Origin of the sequence: Xenorhabdus indica, assembly GCF_014467235.1 — a bacterium.
GTDB classification, from domain to species: Bacteria; Pseudomonadota; Gammaproteobacteria; order Enterobacterales; family Enterobacteriaceae; genus Xenorhabdus; species Xenorhabdus indica.
Map to the genome: position 1 here is coordinate 24,238 of NZ_NKHP01000003.1, position 14,274 is coordinate 38,511.

Below are 14,274 nucleotides of genomic sequence, written 5' to 3' on the forward strand. Positions count from 1 at the left end.
TAAGAAACTGAGGCTATTGATTAAATAGCCTCTTTCATTGAAAAATCTGTGATACACATCAAGCTGGATTAGGAATATCAATAAAAGTGACATCCAACCCATGATGATTCGTCAGCCATTCACCAAGCGTTTTGATGCCATAGCGCTCAGTGGCATGGTGCCCTGCCGAATAAAAATGTAACCCCATTTCACGGGCAACATGAATGGTCTTTTCGGATACTTCACCAGTAACAAAAGCATCAACACCAAATTCAGCAGCTTGCTCAATAAAACTTTGTCCGCCACCTGTACACCATGCGATAGTGCGGATCTCTTCCCTGGCGTTATCGCCACAATGCAGTACCTTGCGCTCCAGTCTTTTTTCAAGGCGCTCAGACAATTCTGCCGGAGTAATCGGTTGATCAAATGCACCATGAGGAAGTAATGGATCAATCGTTCCTATGATTTTCACACCCATCTGACGTGCTAACTGGACATTATTGCCCAACGTAGGATGAGCATCCAACGGGAGATGGTAGCCATACAGGTTAATGTCATTGCAGAGTAAAGTTTGTAGACGACGGCGTTTCATACCCCGGATAACAGGCGATTCATTCTTCCAAAAATACCCATGATGTACAATGACAGCATCAGCTTCCAAACGAACAGCTTCATCCAGCAGAGCCTGACATGCTGTCACGCCCGTTATAACCCGTTGAATATGACGGCGTCCTTCCACCTGCAATCCATTAGGGGCATAATCCTGAAACTCACGAACATTCAGTTCCGTATTGAGTACATGCTCTAATTCAACATTATTCATTACACACCCCTTATTATTTAGCTTTTTCACCATAGAAGACGTACCTATTCTTCGCTTAGCCAAAGTGATATATATGTATTAAGTAACAACATCAGTAGTCATAAGCAATAAGAGCAAAACACCTTGCCAGCTTAAGCTGGCAAGGTGTCAGAATACTACATTAAATTCTATATTCAGTAGGCTATATCAGTCAGAAAACATTATGCAGAAACAAACGAAGAACAGCCAGTCACAGAGTAGAAGATTCAGGGAATTAACGTGTCAGAGGCAATTTCTGCACGTTCTAACCATACGGGTTTATCACTTGTTTTTACCCATACTTTATGCAAGTAGCTGTAAAAACGGGCACGGTTTCGGCTGAATAACATAACAGGGAGCGCAATGACACCTACTGCAACAGCGCCAACACGCCGTAAGAGAACCTGATGCCGAGAATATTCACGATATGTAGACATAAAGACCCTCCATAATGGGCAATACCTGTAAGACATACTAAATTTTACTCAATGAAATGAAATTTTACTACTGATCAGACCACTTTTTTAGTGCCTAAAATCACTCTTTTTTTGTCGGCACGTAATTTAACTACAAAAAAACACTTAAACAGAAACAAAACAAACATTTTAAAAACATAAAATTAACCTACTGGGATTTGCTAAACTTATTTTTTATGACATTGAATCAATCAAATTCATTTATATTTTACGTTTGCAGGCTCTCTTTTTAATCTTCTTTATATAGTCACTTTTATTTTCAACCGTCTGTTTTTATTAAGAAGTAAACAGCTATTAAGAAGTAAACAAGGAGATAAGTGGTGAATAAATTACTCATTATTGTTGGCGCGATCCTGGTAGTGCTATTACTGTTCTATTTGATTTATGCGCTATTAAATGCGGAGGATTTCTAAATGGAAGCCTCTTCTTTTCTGCTGATAGCCACTTTCTTATTATTTCTATTTATATTAAGTAAACCTCTTGGAAATTTTATCGCTAACCTAATCGAAGGAGAATTACCTCGCTGGATTACAAATACAGAAATAATCCTATGGCGTTGTTGTGGGTTACAAAAACCTGGCAATAACTTCAAAGAAATGAACTGGTGGCAATATACATTTGCCATTATTATATTCAATGTTGCAGGCTTGTTGTTATTATTTATCCTGCTGATAAGTCAAAAATATCTGCCACTCAATCCACAACATTTTGCAGGTATGAAATGGGATTTGGCACTCAATACAGCAATTAGCTTTATAACTAATACTAACTGGCAAGCCTACAGTGGCGAAAACACCCTCAGTTATCTGAGCCAAATGGCAGGATTAACAGTGCAAAACTTCCTGTCAGCCGCTACAGGTATTGCTATTGCGTTTACCTTAATACGAGCATTTTCCCGTCAGGGTGTAAAAACTCTGGGGAACGCGTGGGTTGATATCACTCGTATCACGTTATATCTACTGTTACCTCTGGCGATCATTTTTGCTCTTATCTTTGCCAGCCAGGGCGTGATTCAAAATTTCTCTCCCTATGTTGCAATCCATACCCTTGAAGGACAGCAGCAACTGCTCCCTATGGGACCGGTTGCTTCTCAGGAAGCTATCAAATTATTGGGAACAAATGGCGGGGGCATATTTGGAGCAAATTCAGCACATCCTTTTGAAAACCCAAATGCCATCAGTAACTTTGTACAAATGCTTGCAATTTTCCTGATCCCTAGCGCCTTGTGTTTCGCATTTGGTCTGGTTGTCGGAGATAATCGCCAGGGCTATGCCTTACTCTGGGCAATGAGTATCATCTTCCTTGTTTCTGTATCTGTTGTGATGTACGCCGAAACTGCCGGTAATCCCCATTTCATGCAATTAGGAGTCAACAGCAATATCAATATGGAAGGAAAGGAAAGCCGCTTTGGTATTCTTGTTTCCTCTCTTTACAGCATAATCACGACAGCAGCCTCTTGTGGAGCAGTCAATGCAATGCATGATTCTTTCACGGCATTAGGGGGCATGATACCACTCTGGTTAATGCAAATTGGCGAAGTCGTATTTGGTGGCGTAGGCGCCGGGCTCTATGGCATGTTGCTATTTGTTCTGTTAGCCGTCTTTATTGCGGGTTTGATGATAGGTCGTGCTCCTGAATATTTGGGCAAGAAAATTGATGTTCATGAAATGAAAATGGTCGCTCTTGCAATTCTATTTACTCCCTCTCTTATCTTGCTAGGAACGGCACTGTCAGTTTCGTTTAATGTGGGACGAGCTGCCGTAACCAATCCCGGAGCGCACGGTTTCACAGAAATACTTTATGCTGTCACATCTGCGGCAAATAATAACGGTAGTGCTTTCGCTGGCCTGGAAGCCAACAACCTATTTTACAATCTGCTCTTAGGAGTAGTGATGTTTCTTGGGCGCTTTGGTGTCATTCTGCCTGTATTGTCCATCGCTGGTTCCATGAGCAGTAAGAAACGCCAGCCGATCAGTAATGGTACGCTACCAACGCATAGTGCCTTATTCATTGGATTACTCATTTTGGTCATCTTATTGATTGGAGCCCTCACTTTCATCCCCGCATTAGCTCTTGGCCCTATTGCTGAACATTTACAACTTTGGCAACTATCACGTTAGGTGAAGTTGTGAGATACATTGTGAGATAAGTAATGAGAAATAAAAAACAGGCATTATTTGAATCCGATCTCATTCGCCAGGCGATTATCGATTCAATAAAAAAATGTCATCCGGCCATTCAGTGGCACAATCCGGTCATGTTTGTCGTTTATCTTGGTAGCTGCCTGACTACCTTGTTATGGCTCGGTATATTAATCGGTCAGGCAGAGGGTGAAGCACTCTTTACCGGGTCAATTGCTTTATGGTTATGGTTCACTGTACTGTTTGCTAATTTTGCGGAAGCGCTGGCAGAAGGACGTAGTCAGGCTCAGGCTTCCAGCCTGAAAGGGGTAAAACAAACAACCTGGGCCACCAGACTTTCCGCGCCCAGTCACGATGCTACAAAAGAGAAAGTCACGTCAGATAGTTTACGCAAAGGCGATATTGTACTCATAGAAGCGGGTGAAATTATCCCTTGTGATGGGGAAGTCATTGAAGGCGGTGCTTCGGTTAATGAAAGTGCTATTACAGGGGAATCAGCCCCGGTGATCCGGGAGTCAGGAGGAGATTTTGCCTCCGTAACGGGAGGGACTCAAGTGTTATCAGATTGGCTAATCGTAGAATGTTCTGTCAATCCGGGAGAAACTTTCCTCGACAGAATGATCTCGATGGTTGAAGGTGCTAAACGGCGAAAAACACCGAACGAAATTGCCCTCTCGATTCTGCTTACCGCTCTCACCATCATTTTCCTGCTAACCTGCGCCAGCTTATTCCCTTTTTCCTTATTCAGTGTTGAAGTCAACCATACCGGTGCTCCCATTACGGTCACAGTGGTGATCGCACTGTTAGTTTGTTTAATTCCCACCACCATTGGTGGTTTGCTTTCTGCTATCGGTGTTGCAGGTATGAGTCGCATGTTGGAAGCCAATGTCATTGCCACCAGTGGGCGTGCCATTGAAGCCGCAGGTGATGTAGATGTTCTGTTGCTGGATAAAACCGGCACGATCACATTAGGCAACCGTCAGGCATCTCAGTTTTTGCCTGCTCCCGGAGTGACGGAACAACAACTGGCTGATGCTGCACAACTTTCCTCACTTGCCGATGAAACACCTGAAGGACGTAGCATCGTGATCCTGGCAAAACAACGTTTTAATATGCGTGAACGTGACCTGCGTGCCTTAAACGCTACGTTTGTTCCTTTTTCTGCCATGACCCGCATGAGTGGAGTCAACATTAACGACCGTATGATCCGCAAGGGTGCAGTTGATGCTATCCGCCGCCATATTGAAGCCAACCGTAGTCAATTTCCTGAAGCTATTAACCTACTGGTACAGCAAGTAGCAAGCAAAGGGGGGACGCCACTGGTTGTTGCCGAAAATCAGCGGGTTCTGGGAGTCGTTGCCCTAAAAGATATCATTAAAGGTGGTATTAAGGAGCGTTTCAATGAAATGCGTAGGATGGGGATCAAGACTGTCATGATCACCGGCGATAATCATCTGACCGCTGCGGCCATCGCTGCAGAAGCAGGGGTTGATGATTTTCTCGCAGAAGCGACACCCGAAGCAAAACTGACTTTGATCCGCCAATATCAATCTGAAGGGCGCCTGGTTGCAATGACCGGTGATGGTACAAACGATGCTCCCGCTCTGGCTCAGGCTGATGTTGCCGTTGCTATGAATTCAGGTACTCAAGCGGCCAAAGAGGCTGGCAATATGGTGGACTTGGATTCTAATCCCACCAAATTAATTGAAGTGGTACGTATTGGTAAACAGATGCTGATGACCAGAGGTTCTTTGACCACATTTAGTATTGCTAATGACATTGCCAAATATTTTGCCATTATTCCTGCCGCATTTTCCGTTACTTATCCGCAGCTTAATACCCTGAATATCATGCACCTCCATTCACCACAATCGGCAGTACTGTCGGCGGTTATTTTCAATGCGATTGTCATTATCTTTTTACTGCCATTGGCTCTGAAAGGTGTCAGTTATCGTCCGATGAATGCACTGTCGCTTCTGCGGCGCAATTTATGGATATATGGTCTTGGTGGTTTGCTTATGCCTTTTGTGGGCATCAAACTTATTGACATGCTACTTACAGCACTCGGTTTTAAGTAACACAAATTTTGAATAAAACAATTTCAGATAATGCAGCTTTCAAATCATTAGATTCTAGAATTTGACTATCAAGTAATAAGGTGACAAAAATGATTTGGTTACGTTCTTCCATTGTTTTGTTGATATTTCTTACCCTGATCACCGGTATTGCTTATCCGCTGCTGATCACCGGGATCTCAGCAGCCTTGTTTCACCATAAAGCTATCGGTTCATTGATTGAACAGAATGGAAAATTGATCGGTTCTGAATTAATCGGGCAGGAATTCACCAAAGCCACCTATTTTCATGGGCGCCCTTCCATGACCGCCCGACAGCCCTATAATGCGCTATCATCCGGGGGAAGCAATCTGTCACCGACTAACCCGATTTTATTTCATAAAATACAACAACAGATTATTAAAATCCGTTTATTTAACTACCCGGAAAACCAACCAATTCCTGTCGAGTTAGTGACAGCATCCGGTAGTGGACTTGACCCACATATTTCACCTGAAGCAGCCGAATTCCAGGCACAGCGCATCGCCACGATCCGCCATATACCAATAAATGTAATTAATAAACTGATTCAGGAAAACACAACTTCTCCACTGCCGAACTATATTGGTCAACCTGTAGTCAATGTTCTGAAACTTAATCTGGCATTAGATAACTTGCAACCACAAGGCCGATAACTTATGGATCAGACCGAACCACAACGCCCGGACCCAGACAATCTGCTAACATTGGCGAATGAGAAACCACGTGGCAAGCTGAAAATATTTTTTGGTGCTTGTGCCGGAGTAGGTAAAACCTATGCCATGTTACAGGAAGCCCAACGTCTACTGGCTCAGGGTTTGGATGTCATTGTCGGTGTCGTTGAAACACATGGGCGGCAGGAAACCGCAGCACTATTGAAAGGTTTGCCTCAACTGCCACCAAAACATATCCACTATGCTAAACGCAGAATAGCAGTATTCGATATTGATGCTGCTATCGCCCGCCGCCCGGCCATTATTTTGATGGACGAATTAGCATTCAGTAATCCTCAAGGCTGCCGTCATCCTAAACGTTGGCAGGACGTGGAAGAGCTTCTGGAAGCAGGCATTGATGTCCTGACCACCATTAACGTACAACATCTTGAAAGCCTGAATGATGTTGTCGGTGGCATTACCGGCATCCGGGTGCGGGAAACCATTCCCGATCACATATTTGATAGTGCGGACGATGTTGTTTTAGTCGATCTTCCACCTGACGATCTGCGCCAGCGACTCCACGAAGGTAAGGTCTATATATCGGGTCAAGCGGAACGAGCTATCGAACATTTTTTCCGCAAAGGAAACCTGATCGCCTTACGTGAACTTGCCTTACGTCGCACAGCAGATCGTGTGGATGATCAGATGCGAGCTTTCCGCGATACACGGGGAAAAGAGCCAGTGTGGCATACACGGGATAACTTACTATTGTGTATAGGTGATAATGAAGGAAATGAAAAACTGATCCGCAAAGCTGCCCGGCTTGCCGCAAAACTCGATTGTATCTGGCATGCTGTTTACGTTGAAACCCCTAAACTGCACCGACTACCAGAAGTCAAACGGCGTACTATTTTAAAAGCATTAAGGCTGGCACAAGAGTTGGGAGCAGAAACCGCTACACTTTCTGAGCCTCATAAAGAAAGGGCTATTCTTCGTTACGCAAGAGAACATAACCTCGGTAAAATCATTGTAGGGCGTTACCATAGTTTGTATTCAAAAATTTTTAACCGCAGATGGCGCTCTGATTTCGTTGAACGTTTAGGCAAACTTGGCCCCGATCTGGATATCATTATTATTGCTCTGGAAGACAAAAGACATTGGCATACGCATAATAAAGAACATACCGATCACCGCTCATTTAATGAAAAGTGGCTCATTCAGATCCAAGGCTTCGTGATGGCGATTATACTGTGCGCCTTAATCACCATATTTTCCCGTGCTGTTTTACTGCCTCTTGATAAAGCTAATCTGGTAACACTCTACCTACTCGGCGTTGTTGTCATCTCCCTGTTTTATGGACGTTGGCCTTCAGTCTTTGCCGCTTTTATCAATGTGGTCAGTTTCGATCTCTTTTTCGTTCAGCCACATTGGTCACTGGCAGTTAAAGATATGCAGTACCTGCTCGCCTTTATCGTCATGTTGATCGTAGGAGTTGTCGTGGGAAACCTGACCGCGGGTATACGTTATCAAGCCAGAGTTGCCCGCCATCGTGAACAGCGGACACGGCACTTATATGAAATTACCCGTGAACTCAGCCGGGCCTTGAATGAAGAAGATGTTGCCCGGATCAGCTACCACTTTTTATCTAATAGCTTTCAGGCCAAAACAGGACTGTTACTGCCGGATAATAATAACCGCCTATATCAGGTGAAATCCTACAATGGTGGGCAAATGTTGGTTGATGAAGCCATTGCCAAATGGTGTTTTGAGAAAAAACAACCTGCCGGAGCCGGTACGGATACCCTACCGGGCGTACCTTATCAGTTAATTCCCATAACAACTCCGTCGCAAGTATTTGCTGTTCTTGCGATTGAATCACCTAACCTTCGTCAATTACTAGTACCGGAACAACAGCGGTTACTGCATATTTTTACTGGAATTATTGCTAACGCCTTAGAACGGTTACATTTGGCCCGTGGTGCAGAAACAGCCAAATTAGATAACAAATGGAAACAATTACGCAACGCATTTCTGACTGCACTGTCCCACGATTTACTTACTCCACTAACAATCCTCACTGAACAGACAGAAGCATTGAGATTAGATTTATCCATTGAAAATTCTCATCATGCTAAGCAATTTCAGCAAATTCACCAACAAATCCTCAATACCTCTCATCTGGTGAATAACGTTCTGGATATAGTACGTATTCAATCAGGCAGCCTTCAGCCCAATTTTGGCTGTTATTCGTTGGAAAAAATTGTTGATAATGCCCTGCATTCATTAAGCTATGCACTCAGCCATTATCCTGTAGAACTTTCCCTGCCCTCCAATTTAACGCTACAGTGTGACGCTTCCTTATTAGAGCGTGTATTTATCAATCTACTGGAAAATGCTATTAAGCATACTAATCAAGACTCAGCATTAGGCATCAAAGCCATTGTTGAAAAAAAACAAGTTAATATTGAAGTTTGGGATACAGGTTCAGGTATTCCAGTAGGGCAAGAACAATCTATCTTTGATAAATTCTCACATAATCACCGAAAATCGACTGTACCTAATGCCGGATTAGGGTTGACGATCTGTTATAACATCATTGAAATCCATAATGGGAAAATATGGGCAACGAATAATGAAAAAGGTGGAGCCAGCTTCCATTTTTCCTTACCGCTTTGTTCTATTGCGGAGTAATCTCCACGGAAAAGCCGCAGTCACAGCTACGGCTTTCCTTTTATCATTGTTAAGCGTCAATTAACTCGCAGCGAGTACTTGATTGACAATTTCCTGAGCTTCTTGCTCAATTTTTTCACGGTGTTCAGCACCAAGGAAACTTTCACAATAGATTTTATAAGCTTCTTCTGTGCCAGAAGGGCGAGCAGCAAACCAGCCATTGTCGCTCATCACTTTCAACCCACCAATGGAAGCACCATTGCCTGAAGCGGTTGTCAAACGAGCCGTAATAGGGTCACCCGCCAATGTATCAGCTTTAACCATTTCCGGTGACAATTTGGACAATTGTGCTTTCTGTTGATGGCTTGCCGGTGCCTGAAGGCGGCTATAACTCGGAGTACCAAAACGCGCAGCTAATTTATCATAGCGTTGCTGTGGATTTTCACCGGTAGTCGCCATCATTTCTGCTGCAAGCAGACAAAGAATAATACCATCCTTATCTGTTGACCATGGTGTACCGTCAAAACGCAGGAAAGATGCGCCTGCACTTTCTTCTCCACCAAAGCCCAATTCGCCTTTATATAGTCCATCAACAAACCATTTAAAGCCAACAGGAACTTCCACCAATTCACGCCCCAGATCAGTCACAACACGATCAATCATGGCACTGGAAACCAGTGTCTTACCCACTGCAACTTTTTCAGACCATTGTGGACGATGGCGGAATAGATAATCCACTGCTGTCGCCAGATAATGATTAGGGTTCATCAAACCTGCTGGCGTAATAATCCCGTGACGGTCATAATCGGGATCATTGGCAAAAGCTAAATCAAACTTATCACGTAGTTCCAGTAAACCCGCCATCGCCCAACGTGATGAGCAATCCATTCTGATCACACCATCACGATCCAGCGTCATAAAACGGAATGTCTGGTCAATATTGTCATTCACCAATGTCAGATCGAGGTCATAGTACTCCCCAATGCGCTGCCAGTAAGCAATACCTGAACCACCTAGCGGGTCAATACCAATTTTCAACCCTGCCTTTTGAATGGCAGCCATATCCACAACTTCACCTAATGCAGTCACATAAGGTTCAACCAAATCTTGTGGATGCAGATATTCACTTTTCAATGCCTGCTCATAAGACTGGCGTTTAACCCCGTTCAGGTTATTTGCCAACAATTCATTAGCACGATTCTCGATAACGGAAGTCAGATCCGTATCCGCGGGGCCACCATTCGGTGGATTGTATTTAATCCCACCATCTTCTGGTGGATTATGGGATGGCGTGATCACAATCCCATCTGCTAAATTTTTCCGCTGGCGATTATAAGACAGAATTGCATGAGAAATGGCAGGTGTTGGTGTAAAACCATTATTTTCCTGTACAACGACATCGACACCATTTGCTGTCAGCACTTCCAGCACTGAAATAAATGCAGCTTCAGAAAGTGCATGCGTGTCTTTCCCTACATAGCATGGTCCTGTGATATCGTGCTGCTGACGAACTTCCACAATAGCCTGAGAAATTGCCAGAATATGTGCTTCATTGAAACTATTGCGTCCAGCGCTGCCACGATGACCGGAAGTACCGAACTTAACGTTATGTGCCGGGTTTTCTGGATGGGGTTGTATGGTGTAATACTGTGAAGTGAGAAGTGCAACATTAATTAAATCATGCTGCTGGGCCAGTTGCCCTGCCCTTGGATGAATTGCCACTTTAATTTCTCCTGAAAGGCTGCACTGGATTCCCCTCCAGTGCAGTATAGAACAGATAAGCTGAGTAGTTTAAAGAGCTAACTAACTAGCTAAATCAGGTAGCTAAACTAGATAGTGCTACACACCTTTTCAATCAAATTTGCTGGAAAACTCATCCCCTGCATAATATGTTCAATCATGCTGCGTTTGCGGTCAGTATTGGTATTGGTGATCACCCAAAAAGGGGTGCCGGGGATATGACGAGGTTTGGTCTGCTTACCACTGGCCAGCAACGTATGTTCATCGCCTGCAAAATAAGTGCGGGTACGGCCGTGCATCTCTTCTGTTGCTTTGGAGAAATTTTCACTGTCCAAATTATACAGTGTAGACAACACTAACATGAAACGCTCAACGGATTTTTTCTTTTCAGCATATTCATCGGAAAGCAATAATTCGCGCATAACACGAACAGTATCACGGGAACGCACATTTGATACTTTATCGACAGGGACAGACTCGCTGGCAGGCTGTGTAGTTTGTACTGGCTGCCCGGCGTCCAATTTCAATATGCGCCGTAAAATATCAGATGCACTTTCACCGATATGCAGGGTTTGGCTTGCAATAAAGCGGTAAAGGTCTTCATCAACTTCTATCGTTTTCATTTCTATCCAGTACTGTTCTTAATGAAAAAATTATCCCCGGATTATAAGATATAATGCAACAAAACAAAACAATTAAACTTTCAATAACTTAAAGTGATTCTTTCCGCAATTGAGAATTGAAAAAAAAGTCGCTTTTCCTCTAAAATAAATCAATCAGTTACAGCCATTTTGTCCCATTTCATTTGTCCATGCTAATGTGTCATGATATTAAACTCTACAATATTAAACATTGTATGAATGGCATTAAACTCAGGCAAATTATGAAGTCAAACAATCAATTAAATTATCATTTACACAAACCGGAAAACCCGCTGTCCTCCACACCAATTATTCTTATTCATGGGCTTTTTGGTGATTTGAGCAATTTGGGAATATTAGGCCGAGATTTACAACAATATTATCCGGTTATTCAAATTGACGTGCGCAATCACGGTATTTCTCCGCAATCGGAAAATATGGATTATCGCGATATGGCTCAGGACGTTTTAGCACTTCTTGATGAACTACTTGATGAACTAAATGTGCCGAAGGCTATCATCATAGGACATTCTATGGGTGGCAAAATTGCGATGAGCATGACAGCAATTGCCCCGGACCGAATTGAAAAAATTGTAGTTATTGACATAGCCCCCGTGGCTTATCAGGTTCGGCAACATGATGGCATTTTCGCAGCACTGAACAAAGTTACCGAAGCAGGGGTACAAACCCGACAGGCGGCAACAGATATCATGCGACAGAATATTCAGGAAGATGGTGTGATCCCGTTTTTATTAAAATCCTTCCGCCAGGGAGAGTGGAAGTTCAACCTGCCTGTATTGCAAAAAGAATATGAAAAGATCATCGGTTGGGAAACGATCCCGGCATGGCATAAACCAGCCCTGTTCATCCGTGGTGGAAATTCAGATTACATTACCGAGGAATATCGACAGGATATTATCAGACAATTCCCAAAAGCTAACGCATGGGTAATAGCCGGTGCCGGACACTGGGTCCATGCAGAAAAACCCGAAGCCGTACTCAGGGCAATTCATCGATTTTTAGAAACAGAATAATCATCATATCAACCCACCTGTAAACGTGGGTTGAACGCCTGTTAGTAGCAACAAGAGATATATTCAACACTATCGCTAATAAGTTATTTTTTAATATTCTAGTTATTAAATCCTTATTTCCATACTTATTAAACTATATAACTAATACAAAAATAATTATATCTAAATTATTATTTATACACTAATGTTCTGTGACGAAATAAATATCAGGAAAAACTACACCAATAATAAATTTCATTCTTACCAAGTAAAAAATATCCCCTTCAATTGATATTAATTAAAGGATAAAAACCATGGATCCTAAAAACGTATATAATCCTATCGCAGATCTATATGAGAGTTTTTCAGACTCTGCCGCCCAAATAAACATCGAAATTCGGACTATCCTCAATCTGGCAGGGGATATACAAGGAAAATCCGTGTTAGATTTAGCCTGTGGATATGGTCTTTTTAGCCGATTGTTCAGAAATCACGGTGCTTCAAGAGTTGTGGGGGTCGATATATCACATAACATGATTGAGATTGCCAAAAGCAAATCGCAACAATACGGTGATAATATCGAATTTCATGTAAGAGATGCCTGCAATATGGAATCATTCGGAAAATTTGATCTGATAGTTGCAGCTTGGCTATTCTGTAATGCGCTATCGCTTGAAGACCTTGAAATGATGTTTCGTTCAGTCGCAAAGAATCTGGCACCTAATGGTAAACTGATTGCTTATACCATTGATCCTGACTATCGGTTAGCAAAAGGAAACTGTATAAATTATCGCGTCAATATTCTTAGTCAAGAACCCTGGAAAGAAGGCGCTCTCGTCAAGGCAGAATTTCTTACCACCCCACCCAGTCCTTTTACCATGTATCAATGGAGTCGTGAACAACATAAAGAAGTGTGCAATAAAGCAGGATTGACACAATTAACATGGCATAAACCCACACTGTTACAAAGCGATATTGATAGTTACCCACCAGGTTTTTGGGATGATTTCCAAAATAACTGTCACGATATAGCATTTGTTTGTCAGTTTTAACACCATCAAATAATTTATCTCTTCATCTTTCAAAATGAACCAATAAAATAATAATTTGAAAGATGAAGAGGATATTAAATTGGAAAAAATAAATAGCCTAAGAATATAGGCTATTTAATTAATAAGAAAATTCTGAATTACTTAACCAGTAACAGAAGAATTCATTCTCTCCACTACCCGATTAAGTAATTCTGAATTACATGCCGATACCAGGCTACCACCAAACATCACCTTTTCCCGGCGACCATTCAGTGTACAAAAATCACCACCCGCTTCTTTAATACAGGGCAAAATTGCAGCGCTATCCCACGGTTTCATTATTGTATCAATAGCACAATGTAACCTTCCGGCAGCAACCATAGCATGTTGATAACAATCATTGACAAAAATAAAATCACGGGAAGTGTTCACTAACGTATCTAAATTATAAGGAACCGAACCGTCTACAAGGTTATAGCTGGAACTGTGTATTCCAGAAGCAGCAATCACTGCATTTTCAATAAATTCTGGTGAATTCCCAACAATTTTGAGTTGGCGTAATGGCTTGCCTTCCACACTCATCCAACACCCTTCTCCCTGAGAAGCATAAACAATGGTTGAGATGGCCGGAAAACTAATCACACCAACTAACGATTCACCATTCTCAACAAAAGCCAGCAACGTACTGAACAACGGTACGCCATACAAAAATGCTCTTGTCCCATCTATAGGATCAATAACCCAGCCGGATTCAAATTTCTCGACACCATTTAGCCCAAATTCTTCGCCCAAAATGGGGACTCCGGGACTACGTTTTTCTAATATGTTGCGAATTTCGGTTTCCAGCATTAAATCTGTCTGGGTGACAACAGAATGATCAGACTTGTAATCAAATTGTCCCGCACCGTCAAAAGCATCTTGAGTTCGTTTTCTGATTGTATTTACCGCTTCAAGGGCAATCTCTAACATCTGTTTATAACTCCTCAAGGTTTA

The 14,274-nt window shown here is 42.5% G+C and carries 12 protein-coding genes; 7 read left to right on the plus strand and 5 right to left on the minus strand.

Features of this window, described 5'->3' with window-relative positions; translation table 11 throughout:
- Positions 1–58: 58 nt before the first annotated feature.
- Positions 59–802: a type 2 GTP cyclohydrolase I gene (locus tag Xind_RS03225; protein ID WP_187649473.1), complete on the minus strand. Its 744-nt coding sequence runs from the start codon at positions 800–802 to the stop codon at positions 59–61.
- Between the two features lie 245 nt (positions 803–1,047).
- Positions 1,048–1,257, minus strand: a complete 210-nt coding sequence (locus Xind_RS03230; RefSeq protein WP_047682437.1) for a YbfA family protein — start codon at positions 1,255–1,257, stop codon at positions 1,048–1,050.
- A 359-nt stretch (positions 1,258–1,616) separates the two neighbouring features.
- On the opposite strand from Xind_RS03230, the gene kdpF reads away from it, so the two are divergent.
- From kdpF to kdpD, 5 genes are all read left to right on the plus strand, one after another.
- On the plus strand, positions 1,617–1,709 hold the full coding sequence (gene kdpF, locus Xind_RS20825; RefSeq protein WP_069202319.1) for a K(+)-transporting ATPase subunit F: 93 nt from the start codon (positions 1,617–1,619) through the stop codon (positions 1,707–1,709).
- The gene (kdpA, locus tag Xind_RS03240; protein ID WP_187649474.1) at positions 1,710–3,416 is read left to right on the plus strand and encodes a potassium-transporting ATPase subunit KdpA; all 1,707 of its coding nucleotides are present in this window, start codon (positions 1,710–1,712) and stop codon (positions 3,414–3,416) included.
- Between the two features lie 32 nt (positions 3,417–3,448).
- The gene (gene kdpB, locus Xind_RS03245) at positions 3,449–5,515 is read left to right on the plus strand and encodes a potassium-transporting ATPase subunit KdpB (protein WP_187649475.1); all 2,067 of its coding nucleotides are present in this window, start codon (positions 3,449–3,451) and stop codon (positions 5,513–5,515) included.
- An 89-nt stretch (positions 5,516–5,604) separates the two neighbouring features.
- Entirely contained in the window at positions 5,605–6,186 is a 582-nt protein-coding gene (gene kdpC, locus Xind_RS03250; RefSeq protein WP_187649476.1) for a potassium-transporting ATPase subunit KdpC, read from the plus strand.
- Between the two features lie 3 nt (positions 6,187–6,189).
- The gene (gene kdpD / locus Xind_RS03255; protein WP_187649477.1) at positions 6,190–8,877 is read left to right on the plus strand and encodes a two-component system sensor histidine kinase KdpD; all 2,688 of its coding nucleotides are present in this window, start codon (positions 6,190–6,192) and stop codon (positions 8,875–8,877) included.
- A gap of 60 nt (positions 8,878–8,937) precedes the next feature.
- Here the strand turns inward: kdpD and pgm are convergent, their stop codons facing one another.
- Positions 8,938–10,578, minus strand: coding sequence for a phosphoglucomutase (alpha-D-glucose-1,6-bisphosphate-dependent) (gene pgm / locus Xind_RS03260; protein ID WP_047682447.1), 1,641 nt, complete (start codon positions 10,576–10,578; stop codon positions 8,938–8,940).
- A 107-nt stretch (positions 10,579–10,685) separates the two neighbouring features.
- Positions 10,686–11,219 carry a replication initiation negative regulator SeqA gene (gene seqA, locus Xind_RS03265; protein ID WP_047682448.1) on the minus strand — a complete coding sequence of 178 codons (534 nt, stop codon included), beginning with the start codon at positions 11,217–11,219 and terminating at the stop codon, positions 10,686–10,688.
- Between the two features lie 260 nt (positions 11,220–11,479).
- Between seqA and ybfF the strand changes: the two genes are divergently transcribed.
- Both ybfF and Xind_RS03275 read left to right on the plus strand, forming a co-directional pair.
- A complete protein-coding gene (ybfF, locus tag Xind_RS03270) occupies positions 11,480–12,271 on the plus strand; it encodes an esterase (protein WP_187649478.1) in 792 nt (263 codons plus the stop codon).
- Positions 12,272–12,564: 293 nt separating this feature from the next.
- Complete coding sequence (locus Xind_RS03275; RefSeq protein WP_047682452.1) at positions 12,565–13,302, plus strand: class I SAM-dependent DNA methyltransferase; 738 nt, start codon at positions 12,565–12,567, stop codon at positions 13,300–13,302.
- A 141-nt stretch (positions 13,303–13,443) separates the two neighbouring features.
- Here Xind_RS03275 and Xind_RS03280 read toward each other — a convergent pair whose 3' ends face one another.
- Positions 13,444–14,250, minus strand: coding sequence for an inositol monophosphatase family protein (locus Xind_RS03280; RefSeq protein WP_187649479.1), 807 nt, complete (start codon positions 14,248–14,250; stop codon positions 13,444–13,446).
- Between the last annotated feature and the right edge of the window lie 24 nt (positions 14,251–14,274).